The organism is Spirulina subsalsa PCC 9445 (genome assembly GCF_000314005.1).
In the GTDB taxonomy this organism is placed as follows: Bacteria; Cyanobacteriota; Cyanobacteriia; order Cyanobacteriales; family Spirulinaceae; genus Spirulina_A; species Spirulina_A subsalsa.
Window position 1 is genome coordinate 3,755,097 of sequence record NZ_JH980292.1, and the last position, 22,129, is coordinate 3,777,225.

Annotated in this window: 18 protein-coding genes and 1 tRNA gene; 8 read left to right on the forward strand and 11 right to left on the reverse strand. The window is 48.1% G+C overall.

Going from position 1 to position 22,129, the window contains the following annotated elements; translation table 11 throughout:
• Positions 1-88: 88 nt before the first annotated feature.
• Complete coding sequence (locus tag SPI9445_RS0117125) at positions 89-3,466, reverse strand: CHAT domain-containing tetratricopeptide repeat protein (RefSeq protein ID WP_017305998.1); 3,378 nt, start codon at positions 3,464-3,466, stop codon at positions 89-91.
• A 323-nt stretch (positions 3,467-3,789) separates the two neighbouring features.
• On the opposite strand from SPI9445_RS0117125, the gene SPI9445_RS0117130 reads away from it, so the two are divergent.
• From SPI9445_RS0117130 to SPI9445_RS0117140, 3 genes are all read left to right on the forward strand, one after another.
• Positions 3,790-4,395: a vWA domain-containing protein gene (locus SPI9445_RS0117130; RefSeq protein WP_026079886.1), complete on the forward strand. Its 606-nt coding sequence runs from the start codon at positions 3,790-3,792 to the stop codon at positions 4,393-4,395.
• Between the two features lie 278 nt (positions 4,396-4,673).
• The gene (locus SPI9445_RS0117135; RefSeq protein WP_017306000.1) at positions 4,674-5,720 is read left to right on the forward strand and encodes a polysaccharide pyruvyl transferase family protein; all 1,047 of its coding nucleotides are present in this window, start codon (positions 4,674-4,676) and stop codon (positions 5,718-5,720) included.
• The gene (locus SPI9445_RS0117140; RefSeq protein ID WP_017306001.1) at positions 5,699-6,541 is read left to right on the forward strand and encodes an alpha/beta fold hydrolase; all 843 of its coding nucleotides are present in this window, start codon (positions 5,699-5,701) and stop codon (positions 6,539-6,541) included. The genes SPI9445_RS0117135 and SPI9445_RS0117140 overlap by 22 nt, the downstream gene beginning before the upstream one ends.
• Positions 6,542-6,629: 88 nt before the next feature.
• Here SPI9445_RS0117140 and SPI9445_RS0117145 read toward each other — a convergent pair whose 3' ends face one another.
• The 5 genes from SPI9445_RS0117145 to carA form a co-directional block, all read right to left on the reverse strand.
• Positions 6,630-6,914, reverse strand: a complete 285-nt coding sequence (locus SPI9445_RS0117145; protein ID WP_017306002.1) for a DUF1816 domain-containing protein — start codon at positions 6,912-6,914, stop codon at positions 6,630-6,632.
• A 117-nt stretch (positions 6,915-7,031) separates the two neighbouring features.
• Complete coding sequence (gene rlmB, locus SPI9445_RS0117150) at positions 7,032-8,081, reverse strand: 23S rRNA (guanosine(2251)-2'-O)-methyltransferase RlmB (RefSeq protein ID WP_017306003.1); 1,050 nt, start codon at positions 8,079-8,081, stop codon at positions 7,032-7,034.
• 67 nt (positions 8,082-8,148) lie between these two features.
• Positions 8,149-8,604, reverse strand: a complete 456-nt coding sequence (locus tag SPI9445_RS0117155) for a Mini-ribonuclease 3 (RefSeq protein WP_017306004.1) — start codon at positions 8,602-8,604, stop codon at positions 8,149-8,151.
• Positions 8,605-8,804: 200 nt separating this feature from the next.
• On the reverse strand, positions 8,805-9,176 hold the full coding sequence (locus SPI9445_RS0117160; protein ID WP_026079888.1) for an STAS domain-containing protein: 372 nt from the start codon (positions 9,174-9,176) through the stop codon (positions 8,805-8,807).
• A 107-nt stretch (positions 9,177-9,283) separates the two neighbouring features.
• Complete coding sequence (carA, locus tag SPI9445_RS0117165) at positions 9,284-10,432, reverse strand: glutamine-hydrolyzing carbamoyl-phosphate synthase small subunit (protein ID WP_017306006.1); 1,149 nt, start codon at positions 10,430-10,432, stop codon at positions 9,284-9,286.
• Between the two features lie 465 nt (positions 10,433-10,897).
• On the opposite strand from carA, the gene sigC reads away from it, so the two are divergent.
• Positions 10,898-12,262 (forward strand): RNA polymerase sigma factor SigC, encoded by a 1,365-nt coding sequence (gene sigC / locus SPI9445_RS25965; protein ID WP_017306007.1) that lies wholly within the window; start codon positions 10,898-10,900, stop codon positions 12,260-12,262.
• 770 nt (positions 12,263-13,032) lie between these two features.
• Here sigC and SPI9445_RS0117175 read toward each other — a convergent pair.
• From SPI9445_RS0117175 to psbD, 5 genes are all read right to left on the reverse strand, one after another.
• Positions 13,033-14,283 (reverse strand): RNA-guided endonuclease InsQ/TnpB family protein, encoded by a 1,251-nt coding sequence (locus SPI9445_RS0117175; RefSeq protein ID WP_017306008.1) that lies wholly within the window; start codon positions 14,281-14,283, stop codon positions 13,033-13,035.
• A gap of 129 nt (positions 14,284-14,412) precedes the next feature.
• Positions 14,413-14,895 carry an RrF2 family transcriptional regulator gene (locus SPI9445_RS0117180; protein WP_017306009.1) on the reverse strand — a complete coding sequence of 161 codons (483 nt, stop codon included), beginning with the start codon at positions 14,893-14,895 and terminating at the stop codon, positions 14,413-14,415.
• Positions 14,896-15,044: 149 nt separating this feature from the next.
• Positions 15,045-17,246, reverse strand: a complete 2,202-nt coding sequence (locus tag SPI9445_RS0117185; protein WP_017306010.1) for an iron uptake porin — start codon at positions 17,244-17,246, stop codon at positions 15,045-15,047.
• A 317-nt stretch (positions 17,247-17,563) separates the two neighbouring features.
• On the reverse strand, positions 17,564-17,845 hold the full coding sequence (locus tag SPI9445_RS0117190) for a 4a-hydroxytetrahydrobiopterin dehydratase (RefSeq protein ID WP_017306011.1): 282 nt from the start codon (positions 17,843-17,845) through the stop codon (positions 17,564-17,566).
• Between the two features lie 502 nt (positions 17,846-18,347).
• Positions 18,348-19,406 carry a photosystem II D2 protein (photosystem q(a) protein) gene (psbD, locus tag SPI9445_RS0117195; RefSeq protein WP_017306012.1) on the reverse strand — a complete coding sequence of 353 codons (1,059 nt, stop codon included), beginning with the start codon at positions 19,404-19,406 and terminating at the stop codon, positions 18,348-18,350.
• A gap of 257 nt (positions 19,407-19,663) precedes the next feature.
• On the opposite strand from psbD, the gene SPI9445_RS0117200 reads away from it, so the two are divergent.
• The 4 genes from SPI9445_RS0117200 (at position 19,664) to SPI9445_RS0117215 (ending at position 22,038) form a co-directional block, all read left to right on the forward strand.
• Complete coding sequence (locus tag SPI9445_RS0117200) at positions 19,664-19,927, forward strand: UPF0367 protein family (RefSeq protein WP_017306013.1); 264 nt, start codon at positions 19,664-19,666, stop codon at positions 19,925-19,927.
• Between the two features lie 99 nt (positions 19,928-20,026).
• The gene (locus SPI9445_RS0117205) at positions 20,027-20,689 is read left to right on the forward strand and encodes an energy-coupling factor ABC transporter ATP-binding protein (RefSeq protein ID WP_017306014.1); all 663 of its coding nucleotides are present in this window, start codon (positions 20,027-20,029) and stop codon (positions 20,687-20,689) included.
• Positions 20,690-21,109: 420 nt separating this feature from the next.
• Positions 21,110-21,655: an NYN domain-containing protein gene (locus tag SPI9445_RS0117210; RefSeq protein WP_017306015.1), complete on the forward strand. Its 546-nt coding sequence runs from the start codon at positions 21,110-21,112 to the stop codon at positions 21,653-21,655.
• Positions 21,656-21,965: 310 nt separating this feature from the next.
• Positions 21,966-22,038: transfer RNA gene (locus tag SPI9445_RS0117215), tRNA-Glu, on the forward strand.
• The last annotated feature ends 91 nt before the right edge of the window (positions 22,039-22,129 follow it).

Consider the following 22,129-nt stretch of genomic DNA (forward strand, 5'->3'; position numbering starts at 1 on the left):
GGAGTGTGTAGAGTGCGTCAGACCAATTAACTGGTGGGAGAAACAGTCATCTTACAGTTATTTTAATGACTGACGCACGGTTCACGGTTCACTCTCCTATCTTTCGCCAATCCCCCGACGGGATAAACGCCGCCCAATAGTACGGATGCCCATACCGCTCACTCCCTAACATCCCCAACTGCACCCGACGCAGCGCCTCCCCTCGTCCCTCACCCCTCAAAATCCGCTCATAATACTCCACCATAAAATCCTTCGTCCCCTCATCCGACACCTTCCACAAACTCATCACTTGACTCTCGGACCCCGCCATCACCAGCGCCCGACGCAATCCATACACCCCCTCCCCATTATTCACCTCACCTATGCCCGTCTCACAGGCCGACAACACCACTAACTGAGTTCCCCACAAATTCAACCCCGCCACCTCCAAGGCCGTTAAAACCCCATCCTCATCCCCACTGCGGCGCTGATTAAACCCCGCCAAGGCTAAACCAGAACGTAAGAGGGGATTTTCTTTGGAGAGTAACCTACTGAGGGATTGGGGCGCAGCAAATTCTGGACTGGCTATATCCGGCAAGAAAAAGCCATGAGTCGCTAAGTGAAGTATTCGAGGGGATTGGGTTTGTTGGAGGGCATTTTCCGTCGCCTCATCCCCCATTAAAACAACGGCCTCCGGGAGTAAGGTTTGCAGAGCTTTCCCTTCTACTTCTGTATAGGGAAGAGCCGCAAAGGTTAATTCCCCCAAATCTAAAGACCGTTGAGCCTCTCCCCGGCCACGACTGGCCACAATTGATAGGGAATGGGCTTGGCGATAATCGGGATTGGCTAGGATGAGGGGCGGGTGTTGGCTGGGGAGAGACTCTTGGAAGCGAATTAAATCGCGTCCCGTGGTGAGATAGGTAATGGAGTAATTCTCGACTAAATACTGTCCATTCTCATCCACCAAGGCCGCAAATGGCAGCAAGTTCAAGGCTCCATCAGGAGAGAGTAGGAGGTGCTTGGTCTTGCCCAGTCGAGCGCGAATGGGCTGCATGAGCATTTCATCCAATTGACGGGCATTGGGTTTGAGTGAATTTTCAGGACGACGAGCAGAATTGGTGAGGTCGCGGTGAACTCGCACTCTAAGGGCATCAATGGGCGCTGCTGGTCCTAAGTCTACCCATTGCGGGGGGCCACTCGATTGGAGAAGATAAGCCCCATAGTGGGGTTCTCCCCATTGTTCTCCTTGTGGCACTTTGGCGTTAAACGGTCGATAAATCACCAGTTCAATTAAAGCGGCATCACCGGGGATGAGGGCTTGAATGGCTTCGATAGTAACGGGTTTTGTTTGTTGACGAAATTCTGCACTGTTGCGAGCGAGTTGGGATTCTAGTTGATTGGCTTGGGTTTGCAGTTGGGTCAGTTGTTGGCGATATTGTTCTGGGGGGAGGTGTTCGGGGGGATTGAAGGTAAGGGTGGCGAGTTGGGAACGAGTTTTAGTGAGGTTATCAAGGAGTTGTTGATTGGCTGGGGTGATGTTTTGGCGTAGGGTTTGCAGGTTGTTCGTAACGGCTTCTAGGATGCGTCCTTTGCGACGGAGGAGGGTGGTGAGGGCGAGTTGTGCGGCTGCGGGGTCGTTGGGGGCGGTTTGTAGGTGGAGGGAAATGGCGGATTGAGTGGTACCTCGGAGGGTATTCATATAATCCTGTTTTTGGGATTCTGAACCTGTGGCGAGGATGGTGTCAAGGTTGTGTTCTTCTATCTCTAAACCTTGACGAAGGAAGTTAATGGCCGGAGTGACATCCCCTTGGGATTGATGGAGTAAGGCCAAGTTGTTAAGACTGGCCGCTACATCGGGATGTTGTTCTCCTAATAGATGTTTTCTCATGTCTAAGGCTTGACGGAACAGGGGTTCTGCTTCTAGGTATCTTCCTTGCAATAAGTACAAAAAGCCCAAGTTATTCAGGCTGGTGGCTAGAGCGGGATGTTCTGTTGTGAAGAGGCGTTTCCTCATTTCTAAAACTTGAATATAGAGAGGTTGAGCCTCTCTATATCGACCTTGAGAACGGTACAATTCCGCTAAGTTATTGAGGCTGGTTGCAATATCAGGATGCTCTTTTCCCCAGAGGCGCTCTCTTATCTCTAAGGCTTGGCGTAGGAGGGGTTCGGCTTCTGGATATCGACCTTGGGCATAATACAATGTGGCTAAGTTATTGAGGCTAGTGGCGACAGACCCATGTTCTGTTCCTAATAGACGTTGATTGATCTCTAAAGCCCGGAGATACAAGGGTTCGGCTTCGGAATATCGGCCTTGAGATTCATATAGTCCGGCTAAGTTATGGAGGCTTTGGGCGATGAGGGGATGTTCTATCCCGAATTGGCGTTTTCTCATCTCTAAGGCTTGAAGATACAGGGGTTCGGCTTTTGGGTATTGGCCTTGGAAACGGTACAATTCGGCTAAATTGTTGAGGCTGTCTGCGACGGAGGGATGTTCTGCCCCGAGTAGACGTTTTCTCATGCCTAAAGCTTGAAGATATAAGGGTTCGGCTTCTGGATACCGACCTTGGGATGAGTATAAAACCGCCAAGTTGTTCAGGCTTTGGGCGACGGAAGGGTGTTCTGCCCCGAATTGGCGTTTTCTCATCGCTAAGGCTTGAAGATACAAGGGTTCGGCTTCTGCGTATCGCCCTTGGGATTCATATAATCCGGCTAGGTTATTGAGGCTATCTGCTATATCAGGATGTTCTGCGCCTAACAGCCGTTTATATAGCTCTAAGGCTTGAAGATAGAGGGGTTCGGCCTCGGAGTATCGATCTTGGGATGAGTATAAGAAGGCTAAGTTATTGAGGGTTGCTGCTATATTAGGATGTTCTGCACCTAATAACCGTTTATATAGCTCTAAGGCTTGAAGATAGAGGGGTTCGGCTTCTGCATACCGACTTTGAGAGGAGTATAAAAAGGCTAAGTTATTGAGGCTGGTGGCTACGGCCGGATGTTCTTCTCCTAAAAGGTGTTTTCTGATCTCCAAAGCTTGAAGATACAGGGGTTCGGCTTCGGAGTATCGACCTTGGGAGGAATACAATCCGGCTAAGTTATTGAGGCTGGTTGCTACATCAAGATGTTCTGTTCCCCAGAGGCGTTTCCTCATTTCCAAGGCTTGAAGATAGAGGGGTTCGGCTTCGGAGTATCGACCTTGGGCTTCATATAAAAAGGCCAAGTTGTTGAGGCTATTGGCGACATCAGAATGTTCTGTTCCTAATACCTGCTGGCGAAGGGTTAAGACTTTTTCCATCAAGGGAATGGCGGCTTCATACTGCCCCGCTTGATAAAGTTGAATCACTTGCTGATTCAGTTGTTCCGCTTCTTCAAGGGCGGCGGAGTTGGGGGCTTGGGCTATTTCCACGGTTGCTCCTTTCACCTTGGCTGCATTCACCCCCAGCCCCGACAACAATACCCCACCCACTACCAACCAACTCCAAGGCTTCATTACTGTATCCTTCTATCGCTTTAAAATTCCCCTAGATTAACCCACGTTTTCCCCAACTGCAACCCTCTTTTTCCCCGTTTATCCGCTGTCGTTTGTAGTTGCGCTTTAGCGCGTTGGATTCAGGGCTGAAGCCCAATAACGAACATTGGAGAGGATGCAGGTCTAGGATAGGAGAATTATTTGTCTGGGAGATTCTACCGGATAGACTTGGGAATCAGGGACTAGAAACTTTTGCTTTTTCTCAAGGTCTGGAGGGGACAGAATCCGCTAGATTAAGAACAGCACCAAAAGAGGAGGTTAATCCAACTGTGGGTAGTGGTTCAATTGTTGAACAACGGGATTATACGTTGATTATCGATAAAAGCGGCAGTATGTCCACTCAAGACCAACCGGGGGGCAAAAGTCGCTGGCAAGCTGTGCAAGAATCAACCCTTGCTTTGGCGAAACGCTGCGAGGAGTTGGATCCTGATGGAATTACGGTTTATCTGTTCTCGGGTCGGTTTAAACGCTATGACAATGTTACGTCTGATAAAGTCTCTCAGGTGTTTGAAGAACATGATCCTATGGGAAAAACTGATCTGGCTAGTGTTTTGTTTGATGCGTTAGATAATTATTTCCAGCGCAAGGAGGCCGGGGAGACGAAACCTAATGGGGAAACCATTGTGGTGATCACGGATGGGGAACCGGATGAGCGGAAACCTGTGATGCGCTTGATTGTGGAAGCGTCGCGCAAAATTGATCGGGATGAGGAATTAGGGATCTCTCTGATTCAGGTGGGACGGGATAAGTTGGCGACCCAGTTTCTAGTGGCTTTGGATAAGCAACTAGAAGACATCGGGGCTAAGTTTGATATTGTCAATACGATTACGATTGATGATATGGAAAGTATGAGCTTAACGGATGTGTTGTTAAAGGCTGTCACTGACTAGGCTAGGGATTTTGGGAGATGGTGTTACGAGTGGGGTGTTCGGTTGGTCTTGGGGGATGATTTTGGTGTTGGAGTTTTAATGTTGCGATCGCGTCAAGACCCTTCTGGGTGAATTGCCCTTGACACGACTGTAAGATGTTGATCTCCTCATCGGAAAACCAGTTCTTTTCAACTAATCAAGGCTAGAATGGTTCAAGGGGTCAACCCCTCTTCATCGCAATAGATACCCCATTCAAGCCGGAGAACCTATTCATCATCAAAATGACTTGAAACTAGCTTATGAAAATTCTGTTGATGGGTTATTACGGACAGAAAAACCTCGGAGATGATTTATTTGTCAAGCAGCTTACTAATTATTTTGATCAGAGACTTGATGTGACTCAAGTTGATGTAATATGTAAAGCAAACTATTACCCTAAAACTAGCAACAAGATTGATTTTTGGTCAAGTCAGCAACTCTCTAAGCTAAAACGTCTAGGGTTGATTTTAAAAACGGACAAGATTTTTTGGGGTGGGGGAACTTTAAATATTGATAGTAAACCGACGAATTTACTGAGAATGCAGGGTCTTACTCAAATCATGGGGAAGCAATTTGGGTTCTTAGGAATTGGTTTGGAAGGAATAAAGTCAGAAGTACAAGATTCAAGTTATGACCTATTTAAAAAAGCTAACTTTCTGTATTGTCGGGACTCTTCTTCCTATGAGTTAGCTAAAAACTTGAACAAGGATCATAGGAATGTTTGTTTAGGTGGGGATTTAGCTTTTTTAGATTTAAGCATATACGATCCATTTTTGAGCAGTTTTCGTCGTTCTGAGATTAAGGAAATATCATTTTCTGGAATGTTTTGGTGGGGGGATGGTCGAGCTAAGTTTTATAGTCAGCAATTAATGCCACTGATCGAAAAATATAATACGGTTATTCATCTACTCCCCTGTCATGTTGGACAAGAAAATAATGATAATCGTTTTCATGAGTTGTTAAGGAAGTATATTCCTGAGAAAAACTGTATAGTTCATTCATGGAATCAGACCGAAGAAGCTTTAGAAATTTTGGGTAAAATGGACTTCCATTTTGGGAATCGTTTACACTCAATTATTGTGGCTGATATTTTAGGGATTCCTAATATTGGAATTGGTGAGAAGAATTCTAAAATTGGTAACTATATTTATAAAACAGGTTTATTATACGAGGAAAGAAGAGTTGATTTTATGGAAGAAATCTCTCTAGAAAGAATCGAAAAAATTTTTAGGGAGTATCAAAGACCCGAAGATTTTAGTAAAAATGAATCTGAGCAGGCTAAAAAATGTTTGGAGCAAATTTGTTAGGGAGTCGTTCCATCTACACTCACGTTAAGGGGGAGGGTTTTCCGGTGTTATGTATACATGGCCATCCGGGATCAGGACGGGCTATGTCGGTTTTTACGGATCCCCTCTCCGAGCAGTGTTTAACTCTGGCTCCGGATTTGCGGGGCTATGGTCAAAGTCGGACTCCCATCCCTTTCACCTTGTCTGAACATTTGCAGGATTTGGAGGCATTACTAGATCAGAGGCAGATTGAACGGTGCTTGCTGTTGGGCTGGTCTTTGGGGGGAATTCTGGCGTTGGAGTTAATGTTGCGATCGCCTCAACGCTATTCTGGCTTAATTCTCATCGGCACCGCTGCCCGTCCCCGAGGCCGTCATCCCAAAACCACCCCCTTTGAATTATGCGCCACAGGCATCGCCGGATTCCTGAACAGTTGGCGACCGGGCTGGCATTGGAATATTGAACAATGGGGCAAACGCTCTCTTTTTCGGTATCTACTTCAACAACACACCGCCGAAGCTTACGGCTACCTAGCCCGTGAAGGAACCCCCGCCTATTACCAAACCTCTCCCTTGGCTCATCAAGCCCTGCGCCAAGCCCTCCGCTCTGGGTATAACCGACTGCCGGATCTCCAACAGATCACGGCCCCTTGTCTCATGCTCGCCGGGTCAGAGGATGTTCACATTACCCCCGAGTCGAGTCGAGAAACCGCTCTGGCTTTACCTAACTGTGAATGGCACTGTTATCACAACACAGCCCATTTATTCCCTTGGGAAGTTCCCAGCGCCCTACAAGCACGCCTTCAGGAGTGGCTCAAGGCTCATCCTGAAGTGACGCAGTAAGGAGATGAATGTCGGGCAAGCTAACACCCACTGACCAGACCCTAACAACAGGGTTTAGACTGCCCTTCATTTCTCCTCCCCTGCGCCCCTAGGATAACTGACCACTAAGAGTGGGGAATCTCTCATGGTCAGGAGTCTCCCCCAACTCATCAAAGACCGTTAATTCATCCGGTTTCATGCGTTGGATATAAACACTAATGCCTTGCGCTCCCTCGTCTTTGAGGTCGTCAACGTATCCACTACTCATTTCTTGGGCTTCTTGTTGATTGGCGAACGGGCCAAAGTAATAGGTGCAACGGGGGTTTTCGGTTTTCACTTCCACCCACCATGCCCAGCCAAAGAAGTTAAGAATCTGAACCACAGTATCTTTCATGTTCTTCCCCGATTTAGCAGGATTCAACCCGGCATTATAACGCCTTGCTCTTTACAATACTTAACGATGACGGATTTTTCACTCTCTTTATACTCTGGATGCTCATTTTTTTAAAGTCTATTCAGACACAGTTTCCAAATAAACCGCTTCGCTCCAGCGTTGGCGATAGACTTCATAGAGGGTCATGGCGGTGGCAACGGAAGCATTGAGACTGGGGGTTTTTCCCGTGGTGGGGATGGAAACCAGAACATCACAGTTGCGCTGGGTTAATAAATTCAGACCTTTGCCCTCGGAACCAATGACTAAGGCGATCGCACCCTCAAATTTCACCTTATGCAGGGGGGTTTCTGCCCCGGCCGTAGTGCCGTAAATCCAAAAACCCGCCGTCTTCAAGTCTTCTAAGGCTCGACTGAGGTTAACCACCCTCGCTACGGGGAAATTTTCTAATGCTCCCGTGGCGGCCTTCGTCACCCCAGACGTGATCCCCACAGCGCGCCGTTGGGGGATCACCAATCCTTGCGATCCCATCGCTTCGGCCGTGCGAATCATCGCCCCTAAGTTATGGGGATCCTCGATCCCGTCGGCGACTAAAATCACCGGATGCTCTGTTTTGCTTTTTGCTTGGGCGATTAAGTCGGCTAATTCCCAGTAGGTATAGGGGGCAACTTGGGCGGCCACGCCTTGATGGTTTGCGCCTTGGGTCATCTGTTCGAGACGACGGGGGGCGACTTCATCGACGACGGTTCCTTTGGTTTTAGCCTGTTCAATCAGGGAGTGGAAATGGGGATCATAGCGTAGACGGGGAATAATCCAGAGGCGATTGAGTTGGCGATCGCTTTCTAAGGCCGCTAACACCGCATGACGACCATAGATCAAGTCTGGATTTTCCGGTGTTTCTAGGTGATCTCCTGCTCCAGAATCCCGTTGATGGCTGGAGGTGACAATTTTCTTCCGACTGGCAAAATCCCGACTCTCGCCCTGTTCTGAGCGTTGTTCTGAACGTTTGGCGACTCGATGGGGGACAGGTTTGGCGTGAGAAAACCGCTCCTCTCCGCGCCGAGCGGGTTTCCCTTTCACCCGAGCACGAATCCGTTTCCCAACAGCCTTACCACCGCCCCGAGTGGGACGGGCAGGAGAAGATTTAGGGGAAGAACGAGGCATATCCATAATACAATAGTCCTAGTATAGAGTTGACAAAAAAACGGGTAGAAGTTAAAGGCAAAACTTAAAAACTCTAATCCAATGGCAACTGCACCAGCAAATCATGAAGGCGCTGGGGATTCGTTAAATACAAATAGCCAACCAAAGCTTCTAAACTGGTTGCCTGCTGGTAAATGGCCGGAGCTAAACGGGAAGGACGGCGATGGGTAGCATTACGTCCCCGTCTGACAATGGTTAACTCTTCCTGCGTTAATTGAGGCAATAGTAATTGTAACTGAGCGGCCTGGCGTTCTGCACGGACTTGAGACACTACAAGCTGGTGATACTGAGCAATCCGACGGGGGGGAAATAGATAATACTGACGAATATAAAGCTCATAGATGGCATCCCCGAGATAGGCCAAGGCGAGGGGAGAGAGACGTTCCACAGGTTGCCCTTTGAGGGAAGAGGTCAGCGCACCAACTCCCCCCCACGGTTCCGCTAACCAGGAACTGGGATCAGATTGGCTGGAGGGTGAGGGTTGAATCACAAAAACCGACCTTCCCGTAGAACCGGGATTTGAGCAGGGTAGGAGGGGATAAGACAACAAAACCCCGTCTCCCCTCCTGTTGGCGGACGCGATCGCAATGATTTAAGACTTCTAGACTCGGGGAAACACCTGCTAAAACGCCTTCCTAGCATATTACATCAGAAAGCGTTTAACAGAGCATGACTGTTGGGTCTTACCCCCTAGGAGGCACTTTGAATATTCTCTAGTGCCTCCTCAACCGAGGGTTGTAAAGACAGAAACTTCTCTAAGCGAACCAGTTTCACCGTTTGGGTTACACGGGCGTTCGTCACAATTTGAACCGTTCCATTCTGGTTTTGCGCCTGCTTGACTAACTGCACGAGCGCACCGAGTCCGGAACTATCCACAAAGTCAATTTGCGATAGCACCAGAATAATATGTTTGGGGCCGGTCTCAATACAGCCACTTAACACTTTCCGAAAAGTGGGTTCAGAAAAAGCGTCAAGCAACCCAGTTAGCCGAAATATTTGGCAATCTTCCCTAACTTCTCGCGTGCCCCTTAAGCTTACGGTTAGGTTAAGTGCTTCAGGAATAACTTCCTCCTCACTGTAGCCTTATAGAATCAATGCTCTAGTATATCGGTTATTCGGTCTTTTTGGGCAAAAGAAATCGAAAAATCGCGATCGCCCCCTTCCCCCGTCTAATTCTGGGCAGCCCGATTTTCCGCCATCAGACGGACGAACTTCTCAAACAAATAGTCCGCATCATGGGGGCCAGGACTGGCTTCCGGGTGGTACTGCACCGAGAAAAAGGGCAGATTCTTATGAGCCAAACCCGCCACCGTCTTGTCATTCAGGTTAAAATGGGTGATCTCAATCTCCTCCCCTAATGATTCCGCCGTCACCGCAAAACCATGATTTTGGCTGGTAATTTCCACCTTCTGACTCAAACCACAGGGTTGATTTAACCCCCGATGACCGAACTTCAACTTAAACGTTTCCGCCCCCAGTGCCAGCCCTAAAATCTGATGCCCCATACAGATGCCAAACATGGGTTTTTGACTTTCCAAGAGGCTTTTCACCGTAACAATGCCCTCCTGAACCGCCGAGGGGTCGCCAGGACCATTAGACAGAAAGATACCATCAGGGTTGTACTTGAGAATCTCGTCCGGGGGCGTATTCGCCGGAACCACCGTAATCTGGCAGCCATAGCTAGCCAAACGCTTGAGAATGTTCCGTTTTACCCCGAAATCTACCGCCACCACCTTTAACGGTTCATCAGTGATAGCTTCTCCTTCTTTGAATTCCCAGTTTCCCTCGGTCACATCAGACCATTCATAGGGTGTTTTGGTCGTCACTTCCTTGACTAAATTCTGTCCAGCCATGGAAGGAGCGCCTTGGACTTGACGGCACAACTCATCGGGATCCAGAATTTCCGTTGATATACCCCCATTCATTGCCCCCACTGTGCGAATTTTTCGGGTGAGAGAACGGGTATCAATGCCATAAATCCCCGGAATGCGATGTTGTTTGAGATAGTCCGGTAAGGATTGGGTGGAGCGCCAATTACTGGGACGATAGCAAATATTACGGGCAATCACGGCGCGGATTTGGGGATGGGCGGACTCTTCATCCTCGGCATTTACTCCCGTGTTCCCCAACTCCGGATAGGTAAAGGTGATAATTTGGCCGCAATAGCTAGGGTCAGTCAAAACCTCTTGGTATCCGGTCATTCCGGTGTTAAACACAACTTCACCAATCGCTGTGCCGGGCGCACCGAAGGAAAAGCCACGGTAGGAGGTACCATCAGCCAGCACCAGTAGAGCAGGTTGAGCGTGGGAAATGGGCATAGGTCTTTTCAGATGAATCGATTAAAGATGGCTAGTTTCAGCCATCCTCCACTTTACCAGTCCTTTTTTCCAGACCCACTGGAATTAAACAATTGATTCAGAGTTGAGGGGGCCCAATTTTCAACTCGCAGTGATACTAAAATAGTTATAATTTTAACCCTAGATAAAATTACTCACGTTTCAGGAATCTGGGGGACAAGTGATGTAGATTAACATATCCTTTGACGAAAGTCACTACTGAGAAGGTATTTTCTCTCTATACTGAAGGTCAAGGATGTTCTCATGTCCTCACTGTGTTCACACAATTCCCTTCTATCATTGATACGCGATTTGCTTAAACGCATTCTATCCAGGGGAGATGGATCACAGTTTGCATCACAACACCAAATCTTGACTAGGATTAACTTAAATCAGACCAATCGGATTAATGCTGTTGTTGCCCCCGCTTGTTATTGAGAAATTACCATGCCAACCCCTCCTTTCTCTATCAGCCCCCCGGAAGACAATTTAGAATTGTCTCAAACCCCTGATTTCCCCTTTGAGGAGTCTAACGACTCAGCCCAAGGGCTGTCGTCGGATTTCATGGAGGAGGATTGGGACGGCTCAGACTCCAACCTAGAGACTCCGAAAAGGTCGGGTCGCTACACGACTGACCTTGTGCGTTTGTATTTAACCGAAATTGGTCGCGTCCCCTTATTGAAACGCGATGAGGAAGTCTCCGAGGCACAAATTATTCAACGCTATGTGACTTTGCTGAATGTGCGGACTCAGAGGGCGGTGGCGGCTCGCCGACCAACTCCTGTGGTGCTGATTAAAGCCATTTTAGAGGGGGCGGGTTCTCCTCTAGTCCAAGAACAGTTACTGGTTGGTCATCTACTGGCATCCTATCAAAACTCGGTAATGGCGCGCTTTGTGGGTTTAATAGAAGCTCATGATCGTTTAGCGGCGCAGTTAGGCCATCGCCCCTCTTGGGAACGTTGGGCCGGGGCGTTGGATTTGGATGTGGTAGACCTCAAACAAGCCCTCTGGAGTGGGAAACTCCACTGGGCAATTTTGGCGGATTTGAGTAGTGAGGAGTTGGAGCAGATCCAAAAATTGGGGATTCGCGCCAAGGAACACATGATTAAGGCGAATTTGCGCTTAGTGGTTTCGGTGGCCAAGAAATACCAAAATCGGGGTCTGGAGTTGTTGGATTTAATCCAAGAGGGAACGCTGGGATTAGAACGAGCGGTGGAAAAATTTGACCCGACGAAAGGGTATCGTTTCAGTACCTATGCTTACTGGTGGATTCGTCAAGGAATTACTAGAGCGATCGCCACTCAAAGCCGCACCATTCGCCTCCCAGTCCATATCACCGAGAAGTTAAATAAGATTAAGAAAGCCCAACGCAAGATTTCCCAAGAAAAGGGACGGACTGCCAAAACGGAGGACATCGCCAAAGAACTAGATATGACCCCGGATCAAGTGCGAGAAGTCTTGTTAAAGGTACCCCGTTCTGTATCTTTAGAAATTAAGGTCGGTAAGGAAAAAGACACGGAATTAGGGGATCTCTTAGAAACGGAAGAAGCTTCTCCTGAAGACGCCTTAATGCGGGAAGCCTTGGTTAGAGAACTGCAAAATATGCTCACGGATTTGACCAGTCGGGAACGGGATGTGATTCAAATGCGGTACGGTTTGAACAACGGACAGCCCTATTCTTTAGCAGAAATTGGGCGAGCGCTGGAGTTATCCCGAGAACGAGTGCGACAAATTGAAGCCAAAGCCTTACAAAAACTTCGTCAACCGAAACGGCGTAATCGGGTGCGAGACTATTTGGAGTCTTTAAGCTGAGTTTTTAACCTGAGTCTTTAACCTAATGTCGGGCAGAATTCCCTTCTCCTCAAGTTGAGTTGTTGCTGGAAACCCCAACTTCGGCCAAGCAAGTTGGGGTACTTCGTGTTGAACTTCCTGCAATGCCTTTGCTTTTCATCCGTTACCTAAAATGTCGGATTGTTCGTGAAACGTTGCGCAGCAAAGGCTCTCGGTTTTACCGATGAGATGAAAAGCCGACCAATGTTTGACCATAAAACTAACAACGCATAGGATGGAATTGGTTTGAATTCCCAGAGTGTTGCAGTAAGCCTGAAATAGGGGTGGAGCTTGAACTCGAAAGTGTCGCACAAGGAGACAAATAGTGGGTGGCGAAAACCACGAAAAACATAGCTAGGGAAACTAACGTAAGCCCAAATCCAGAAAACTCAAGAATTAGATTGTTTTTAGTAATGTGGGGCGCACATTAACTCTAGGTAATTATCCTAGTACGCTCAGGGAGATAAAGCCCTCTGGGATTGTCTAAACTAGGCTTGCTAATTGGTTCAGCCGAACGGTTAGACGGTTTAGGTAATGCTCGCAAGAGATAGGCAATTGTAAGGCGTGTCGATGAACTGAGAATCCCTCGCTTTTAGCGATGGGAGCGTCAAATAAGACTTACCCGAAGTTACCCACAAGTGGACATCTTTGGAACCTACTTCCGGCTTCCCACGTGGTACTCTACGACTAATTGTAGGCAAGCACTCGAATGTTTTAAGCCAACCCATCACAGGAACTTTAACTCAGGTGAACTACCCCACCCTGCCTAGGCGCGAGGATGGGGCTTCCTGATTCAATGGAACATCTAGCAAAACCGAAGTTTTACCAGGTTGTCTTACGTTCCCTCCCCAGGCCGTATCGCTGGTTCCCAACGACAATATCCGCAAGGCTTCATTTTTAATGTTTTGTGCTGCATTAATATCACGGTCGTGGTGAGTGCCACAATTTTGACATTCCCATTGCCGAACTTCTAACGGTAAGCTATCCACTCTGTTAAGGCAAACATGACAAGTTTTTGAAGACGCAAAAAAGCGGTCAACTTCAATATAGGTTTTGCCTTCCCACTCGGCTTTGTATTTCAGCATTGTGGTAAACATTCCCCAACCCACATCACTAATTTCCTTGGCTAGTTTAGGGTTTTTTACCATCCCTTTGACGTTCAGATTCTCTACAGCAATCACTTGGTTTTCGTTAACTATCTTAAGGCAGCGCGTTGCGGGGGTTCCCCCCGTTGTAGCGACTGCCGTGCGGGATAGCTTGTGTAGAAAATCCTCACGACATCGGGCTATCTTACTATGAACCTTAGCTACTTTTTGCTTCGCTTTAATCCGGTTCTGACTACCTTTTTGTTTGCGGGATAGCTTTTGTTGTTTGCGTTTGAGGTTGTTCTGATGCTTGGCAAAATGGCGAGGGTTGTCGTACTTAGACCCATCGCTAGTAATGGCAAAATGGGTTAGTCCAACATCAATGCCAATAACTTTGCCCTCAACCGATGGGCTAATGGCATCTTTCCCGTCATCCACTAACACCGAAGCATAGTATTTGCCATCAGGATTTTTGGAGAGAGTAACTGTTTTGATTGTCCCTTCAAGTTCCCGATGACGACGGCAATACACTAACCCAATCTTTCCCGGTATTTTGATGTAATCCCCCTCCAACTTAACGTTAGCAGGATAACTTAAAGACTGCCGACCATGCTTTGACTTGAAACGGGGTAACTGCGCCCGTTTCTCAAAAAAGTTTTTGTAGGCAGTAGAAAGATTAAGTGCAACCACTTGTAAGGATTGGGAGTAGGCATCTGTTAGCCAAGGATATTCCTTTTTTAGTTTAGGTAACAGGCTTTGAATGTATCCACGAGACAATCCTTTCCCCGTCTCGATATAGGTTTTTTGGCACAAGTCTAAGGCAAAATTCCAATACCAACGACAGCATCCGAACGCCTTAGCCAGGGATACTTTTTGCTCGTCAGTAGGATAGATACGATACTTGTAAGCCTTATACATTATCGAGAACCAGTGTTGCCGATAACAGTATAACCGATTATCTAAAGATTCGCTGTCGCTCAGTTTATTACTGGGTTGCTATCCATCCCCTCCCTGCAAGCGAGGAAGGGGAATTCCGCAACATTTTTGTTAAATGTAATACATAATATCTAATTTTTCTTGACGAGCATCCCGTTTGTCTAATAAATCTTGCAACGTATAGCTCTGTAACATTTTCTGCATTTGGTCATATATTTCTCCCCAAACTTCCTCCACAACCATCCCCTCCACTGTTTGAGGCAATCCTTCAGGTTTCATGCGACTATCCCCCTCCAAACAGTTAATAATATCCAACAGGGTGATTTTCCACGGGTCCTGTGCCAAAAGATAACCCCCCTTCGCTCCCCGTTGACTTTGCACAAATCCCCCCCGTCGTAAAATGGCTAAAAGCTGTTCTAAATAACGATGCTGTTCTAAATAACGATCTGGGATATTTTGCTGGGCAGCAATCTGTTTAATTTGTAATGGTTCTCCTTGGGGATAGTGGCGTGTTAATTCCAACAAGGCCAAGAGCGCGTATTCGGTGCGGCAAGAAAGTTCCACAATGGTTTTAATCCCTTGGGAATAGAGCATTATCTCCAGTATACTCCCATTCTCCGGTCGGGTTTGCAGGATTCGTTCACAAAATGACAAGAAACCCCACTTAGAGCAAGTGGGGTTTTTGCTGTTCTGACACTCACCCCATTGTTAGGGCGGTGATTCAAGAAACATTAAGTTAATCTCTAGAAGGAGAAGGTGGTTCTCAGGGTTCCGATAATCGCAGAATCATTCCCTTTCCGTTGGTTAGGATCGGTAATCCAAACCACACCGGGGGTAATAGTGATATTGTCGGTTAACTGGAACTTGTAGAACCCTTCAATGGTCCAAGAGGTGTCACGAGTCACCAGATTACCATTCACTCCGGCGGCTTCGATGCTGCGTAAGGTCGGTTGAACCCCACCAAAGAGCCCGAAGACACTACCGGGTCGTCCTAAATCAGGAACCGCAAGCCCTGCACCATAGGTCCAAATATCGCCATCACCACGACCCAACAGACGGAAATCGGTGCGAGTGACGAAACCACTCAAGGACAAGCTATTGCCTAAACGGAAAGCCAATTCTGCCCCGTAGGAGTTGGTGACTGTGGGAACTGGACCGCCATCTAGTAAGGCAGAGGGATTATTGGCAATAAAGCTGCCTACGGTTCCGGTTTGGGTATTCCGAGCGCGACCTTCAGCAAAGATAGGGCTGTTGGTGGCGTGATAACCATGAACGTAGGTCAAGCCCAAGGCGATGGTGTCGCTGATGTTGGCGTTGATTTGACCGAGGATGGCATAATCCCCATCGACTAAACCAGCACCCGCTTGAGGGGTTCCAGGGTTGCCTGCCATGTAGCCTATGGTTACGGTGCTAGGCCCAAGAACATTTTCCAGAGGGCTGAAACCAAAGCTCAGAGCCGCCCCTGCTCCACCACCAATGCGGTAGATAGGGTTTCGTTGGGCAAAACTGGATAGAGAACCTTTCCCACCATCAAAGTCTTCAAAGTAGGGGTTCAGAGTGGGGGCAATATCACTCCATTTCCCACCGACGGCGGAGATATAGGCTTGAGAGTTACCAAAGGGGAAATAATACCCTAACCAGCCTAAATCAACGTTGTTGGGACGGGCTCCTGTGCCGAAACCCAGTTGAGGATTGTTGAAGGTTTGACCTGCTTCAAAGCTGCCGGAGTTGGCTAAGGTGGCTCCTGTCAGGGTGTTGGCGACGTTAGCCGGTCTAAACACGCCTAAGTTACCAGCTTCTAAGCGAGTCACTAAACGATCTCGACCTGTAAAGCTGGTGTTTAAGTCTAAACGGACACGGTTGCCGAGGACGGCTTTCCCGAGATCCCCCACGACAGCAGACACGCCGCTATCACTGCCGAAGTTGGTGGTGACGGCAATAATGGCTTCCCCAGATAGTTTGGTAGTGGTGGAGAATTGATTATCTTCGAGGAAGGCCACTCGACCTTCTAAACTATCGACTCGGGTTCCGAGGGTCGCTAGTTCTGCTTCAAACTCTTGGATAAGGCGTTGCAGAGTTTCTAGGTCGGCTTGGGTCACAAAGTCGGCAGTAGAAGCGGCAATTAAACGCTCAATTTGTTGTAAACAAGCGTTCAAACCTGCGGCGAATTCAAAACGACTCAGGGGACGTTGACCGCGATAGGTACCGTCGGGATACCCCTTTAAACAGTCATAGCGACGAACTAAGTCGTCTAAGGCTTGGAATGCCCAGTCGTTAGGGGAAACATCGGTAAATTGCGCAGCACCGGGGACTCCTTGACCCATTGAACCGTTGACATCTTCGTTGCTATAACGGTTCAGTTGATCCAGCAGAGCGGGATTGGTTTCGGAGGGTAAGGCTTGAGCGACTTGGGAATTTTGCCCGGTCTGAATGCTCAAAAGTTCGGCAACGGAAGGTTCGTTGCTGGACTCGGTGCGCGCTAATTCTTCTAAGTTGTCGGGGTTAACGCGAACTTGACTTAAGTTGGCCTCATTTTGACGAGTTAGGGGTTTAGCGGCAGTGGTTACGGGAACTGTTCCTGTAACTTCTGGGGTTTCACGGTCTGAACGAGCTAGTTCCTCTAAAACTTCTGTGGTGTCGTTCGTTCCTAAGAGGGCTGAGAAATCAATTTCTGTGGCCGTTTCAGGTGCTACAGAAGCGGCAGCAAGTTCTAAGGGTTGCTGCTGGGTTGCTTTCTTGGCTGATTCTTGGGATACACTCTCGGCTACTTCCTGAGAGAATAGATCTTCCGAGAGTGTGGAAAATTCAGTGGAATCGGAAAATTGAGAAAATTGACTGGAACTACTGGAACTCGGAACTGATTGGGTTTCAGTCGGGGAACCTGCTGCGATCGCAACAGTTGAAGAAGAAAGTACAAGAGCCGCCCCCATTAGGGCAGGACTCATCAATTGCAGTCTCCAAAGCTTGTTAAACATTGTCCTACTGGTCCTCACACCTTGCTAACAAGTGACATCCTGATTGTGTTTTAGCCTATCATACACTACTAGAATCCAGACTAACAGTTCTAGACCCTGACTCGGCTCTCACGATTCAGATGGCTCGGTTCAGATTGCTCGGTTTACCGATTATCCTCCATTATAGATTGACCCGACAACCAATCAAGACGATACATAATAGAAATAATTAAGTTTCCCGTTCAACTGACCTAAACCCCCTTGAGGGTTTCCATCATCCAATGATAGCGATTTCTCAAGGAATCGACCTAAATGATTTGTGCGATTTCCTGAGCGAGGGCGAAATCCTTGCTCGTTAAGCCCCCAGAGTCATGGGTGGTTAGGGCGACGGTGACTTTATTGTAGGAAATTTCTAGATCCGGGTGGTGTCCGGCGGCTTCGGCGGGGTCTACTAATTGGTTGACGAAGGCGATCGCGGCCACAAAATCTTTAAACTTAAAGGTTTGATAGATTTTTTTCCCGTCCTGCTGCCAGCCCGGGAGTTGGCTGAGTTGTTCCTGAATTTGGGTTTCTGTTAACAGTTGCGCCATGTCCTAACCTCCTGTGTGCCTCAAGATAAACGGCCTCAAAACAAACTATCCGCCCTTACAAAAAAGTTAGTTTAGCAAAGTTCGTGTAACTTTGTGGCTTTAACTCTTTTGTAAGGGCGGTCTAGCGGGTTTCCTCTGTTGAAGTCTGACTGCTGGATGGAACTCTACCAGCCCAGAAAACGTACTCGGTACTGTGTTCCCAAGGGGTTAATCCCCATTGGAAATTTTTCTTAGCTGTTAGAGAACAGCCCCAGCGCACAGCCGACTATTACCAACTTGGAAACCCATGCTTTTACTACTATCACTCATGGGCATCACCTCCTTGTTGCCTAGACGGTTCTTGATTTCAAAAATTTAGCAGGCGTTCAACTTGAACGGCTTGCCCCATAGGATAGCACAAACTTTTCCCAGGGGGCAAAAATTTTTTCAATTTGGGGCAAAAAGCCTAAAGACTCCCGACCGTAGCCGGAAGTCTTAGGATGTTAGAAAAAAAGCTTAACCCTTACAGAGCGTTACCGCGAGGTAGAACTTCTTCGGGGAATTCAAAGTTTTCGTGGGGTTGGTCTTGAGGAGCCATCCAAGCTCGCAGACCTTCGTTTAATAGGATGTTCTTGGTGTAGAACGTTTCAAATTCGGGGTCTTCTGCTGCCCGGATTTCTTGGGATACGAAGTCATAGGCGCGTAGGTTTAAGGCTAAACCGACGATACCCACTGAACTCATCCACAAGCCTGTTACGGGAACAAACAACATGAAGAAGTGTAACCAACGTTTGTTAGAGAAGGCAATCCCGAAGATTTGGCTCCAGAAACGGTTAGCTGTGACCATGCTGTAGGTTTCTTCGGCTTGGGTGGGGTTGAAGGCGCGGAAGGTGTTGGCTTGGTCGCTGTCTTCAAACAGGGTGTTTTCTACGGTGGCTCCGTGGATGGCACAGAGTAACGCACCGCCGAGAATCCCGGCTACGCCCATCATGTGGAAGGGGTTCAGAGTCCAGTTGTGGAAGCCTTGCAGGAACAGGATAAAGCGGAAGATGCCCGCTACCCCGAAACTGGGGGCAAAGAACCAACTGGATTGTCCCAAGGGGTACATTAAGAAGACGCTGACGAAGACGGAAATCGGACCGGAGAAGGCGATCGCATTATAAGGACGAATCCCCACTAAGCGAGCAATCTCAAACTGACGCAGCATGAAGCCAATCAGCCCGAATGCGCCATGTAAAGCCACGAAGGGCCACAGGCCACCGATTTGACACCAACGGGTGAAATCCCAGTTGGCTTCGGGTCCCCAAAGGAAGAGTAGGGAGTGACCGAAGGCATCGGCGGGGGAGGAAACCGCAACGGTGATAAAGTTTGCCCCTTCAAGGTAGGAGGAGGCGAGTCCGTGGGTGTACCAGGAGGTAACGAAGGTGGTTCCGGTGAGCCATCCGCCTAATGCCATGTAAGCACAGGGGAAGAGCAATAAACCCGACCAACCGATAAATACGAAGCGATCGCGCTTTAGCCAGTCATCGACTGAATCAAACCAGCCTCGTTCCTGCTGTACGCGCCCGACTGCAATTGTCATAGTGCGTAAATCTCCAAATGGTTATATATGACTTTTCAACCTTACTCCTCACCCAAGCTGAGAACATTAAGCAGATAAAGGGGTGAATTGTGAGTAAAGTTTACTTTTCTTTACTTAACTATAATAAGGGATACTGTTCAAGATGGCTACCCCAATCCTTAACAAAAGCTTAAAAGTCCCTCGGCAGCCTAAGCAGATGGAAGGGTGACGGGGTAGCGGATAATCTAATCGTTAAGTGAAAAACTGAGAAAAGCTGAATGTTCACCATTGATCTCGTTCTAAAATTTTCCCCCATCCCCGTTTCCGTGCAACGGAAGGAAGAAGCCGACGCGAAAGCCCTCTATCAGCAAATTGTTCAGGCGTTATCCCAAACCCCCCCCCAACTCATTCAACTGACCTGTGAAAAGCAACCGGATAAACAGGTGGCGGTGATGAGTGATCAAATTAGTGCTGTTGTGGTATCGGAAAAATCGGCAGCGATGGCCGGGCGTTCTACAGGGTTCTTTGTATCTGGTGAGTGAGTCTCACTGGGATAGTATGATCGATGCTCCTTCGCCCTAGGCGGGGGAGCAAGTCCACTCTAAGGATTCGCCCACAAGCCCCTAGACAATTGCTGAAAGATGAAACAATCCGCCATTAGTGTCCATGATCTTTATTTTAGTTGGCAGCCCAACGCCAGCGTTTTAGAGGCTTGTTCCCTCAATATTCCTCGGGGAGAATTTTGGATGTTGTTGGGAACTAACGGCAGTGGCAAATCTACCTTACTGAAACTTTTAGCGGGTTTATTAACCCCCCAAGGGGGAGAAATTGATATTTTGCAGCCTGTGGGCTTTGTCTTCCAAAATCCCGATCATCAGTTAGTGATGCCCACTGTGGGGGCTGATGTGGCCTTTGGTTTGGTGGCGGAACAGTTGTCTGATGAGGCAGTTGTGGAACGGGTGCGGGAGGCTTTGCAGGCGGTGAACTTGTTGGAATTCCAGCGCCGCCCGATCTACGCCCTCAGTGGGGGACAAAAACAACGGATTGCCATAGCTGGAGCCCTTGCCCGTCATAGTGAAGTTTTGATTTTAGATGAACCCACCGCTCTTTTAGATCCCGACACCCAAATTGAATTAGTCGCCCAAGTGAAAAACCTAGTCAAAAGTCGGGGGATTACTGCCCTCTGGGTAACACACCGTTTAAATGAACTGGACTATTGCGACGGGGCGATTTTATTAGAAGGGGGTCGAATTGTGGATCAAGGAGAACCCGAACGCCTCAAACAGCGCTTAATGGGGTATTAGCGAGAAAAGTGAGTCAGGTGGCCAAGCATTGTGGTAGTTTGACACAACAATTCTAGTATTTTGGCTTTCGTGAATCAAAGTATAGACGGTTTTTCAAGGCTTAGAGCCATATTCAGCAGACCCTAGTGAGGGTCTGCTGAATATGGGAACGGGGAACAGGGAATCGTCACCCTCGTTACTGGACTCGGGCCAAGTAACGCCCTCTTGGAGGCTCTGCCTCCATTCCAAGCGGCAAAGCCACGCAATGCCTGTGTCGCGGCTCAGACCATGACGCGAGACGGATTGATTAATAATCCCCCCTTATTGCAAGAGTGCCTCTTGCCTTCTCATAGGAACAAAATTGAATTTGCTGTTAAGATTGATGAAGCCAGATAAAGACTATGACTGCAAATCCTTTGACCTTTAGATCCTATTTAAATCATGAAACCCTCTACTACTCGGGCTTTTCTCCTGGTTGATGGCTACAACATCATCGGTGCTTGGCCCACCTTAAAAGAAATGCGCGATCGCGATAGCCTCGAAGCCTCCCGTCAACACCTGATTGAAGCCCTGATTAATTACAGCGCCTTCCAAGGCCTCGAAGTGCAAGTTGTATTTGACGCACATCTCCAACGCACCCCCGCCTACCGGGAACCCCATACCGAGCATTTATCCGTTTACTACACCCACTTTGAGCAAACCGCCGATACTTATATAGAAAGAACCTGCGCCACCTTTAGAGAGAAACTAGAAGGCTTTCAGCGTCGGCTCATTGTCGCCACATCAGACCGCGCTCAAAAACAGACCGCCATCGGCTACGGTGCTGAATGGATGTCCGCCCTACAACTGGTGAACAATCTAGAACAAGCTCATCACCAGCGCCGCCGCCAACACCGACCCCAGAAAAAACATCAGGGTCGTTTTTTATTCCATTCCCTCGATGCCCAAGCTCAAGAGCGTTTAACCCAGTTGCGGATCGGCTTGTAAACTCCCCAACTCTACTCACGGGAGCAGGACTTCCTAGCATTTTTGGGTCAGGTCTCTAAATTAGGGTCTGCTGAATATCCCTCTAAGCACTGTTACTAGGACTTTTAGCCGTTTATACCAAATTAAATAGACTTGAGGGCAAAAACCTGAATTTCCCCTGTTCCCTGTTCCCCGTTCCCCGTTTCCCACCCGGAGCAGAGGTATTCAACAAGCCCTAAATCAATTATCAAGACTTCGCAAAAAAAAATTTAGGGAAAAGGTTGACATATCCTGACGAGTTCGCTATATTTAGAAATGTCCGAAAAAACAAGCCCCCATCGTCTAGAGGCCTAGGACACCTCCCTTTCACGGAGGCGACAGGGATTCGAATTCCCTTGGGGGTACTCAAAAAGAGAGCTTAGGAAACTATCCTGAGCTTTCTTTTTTTGGGGGTTCTTTTTTTGGGTTCTGGTTTCCGAGTGAATCCGGGAGGGA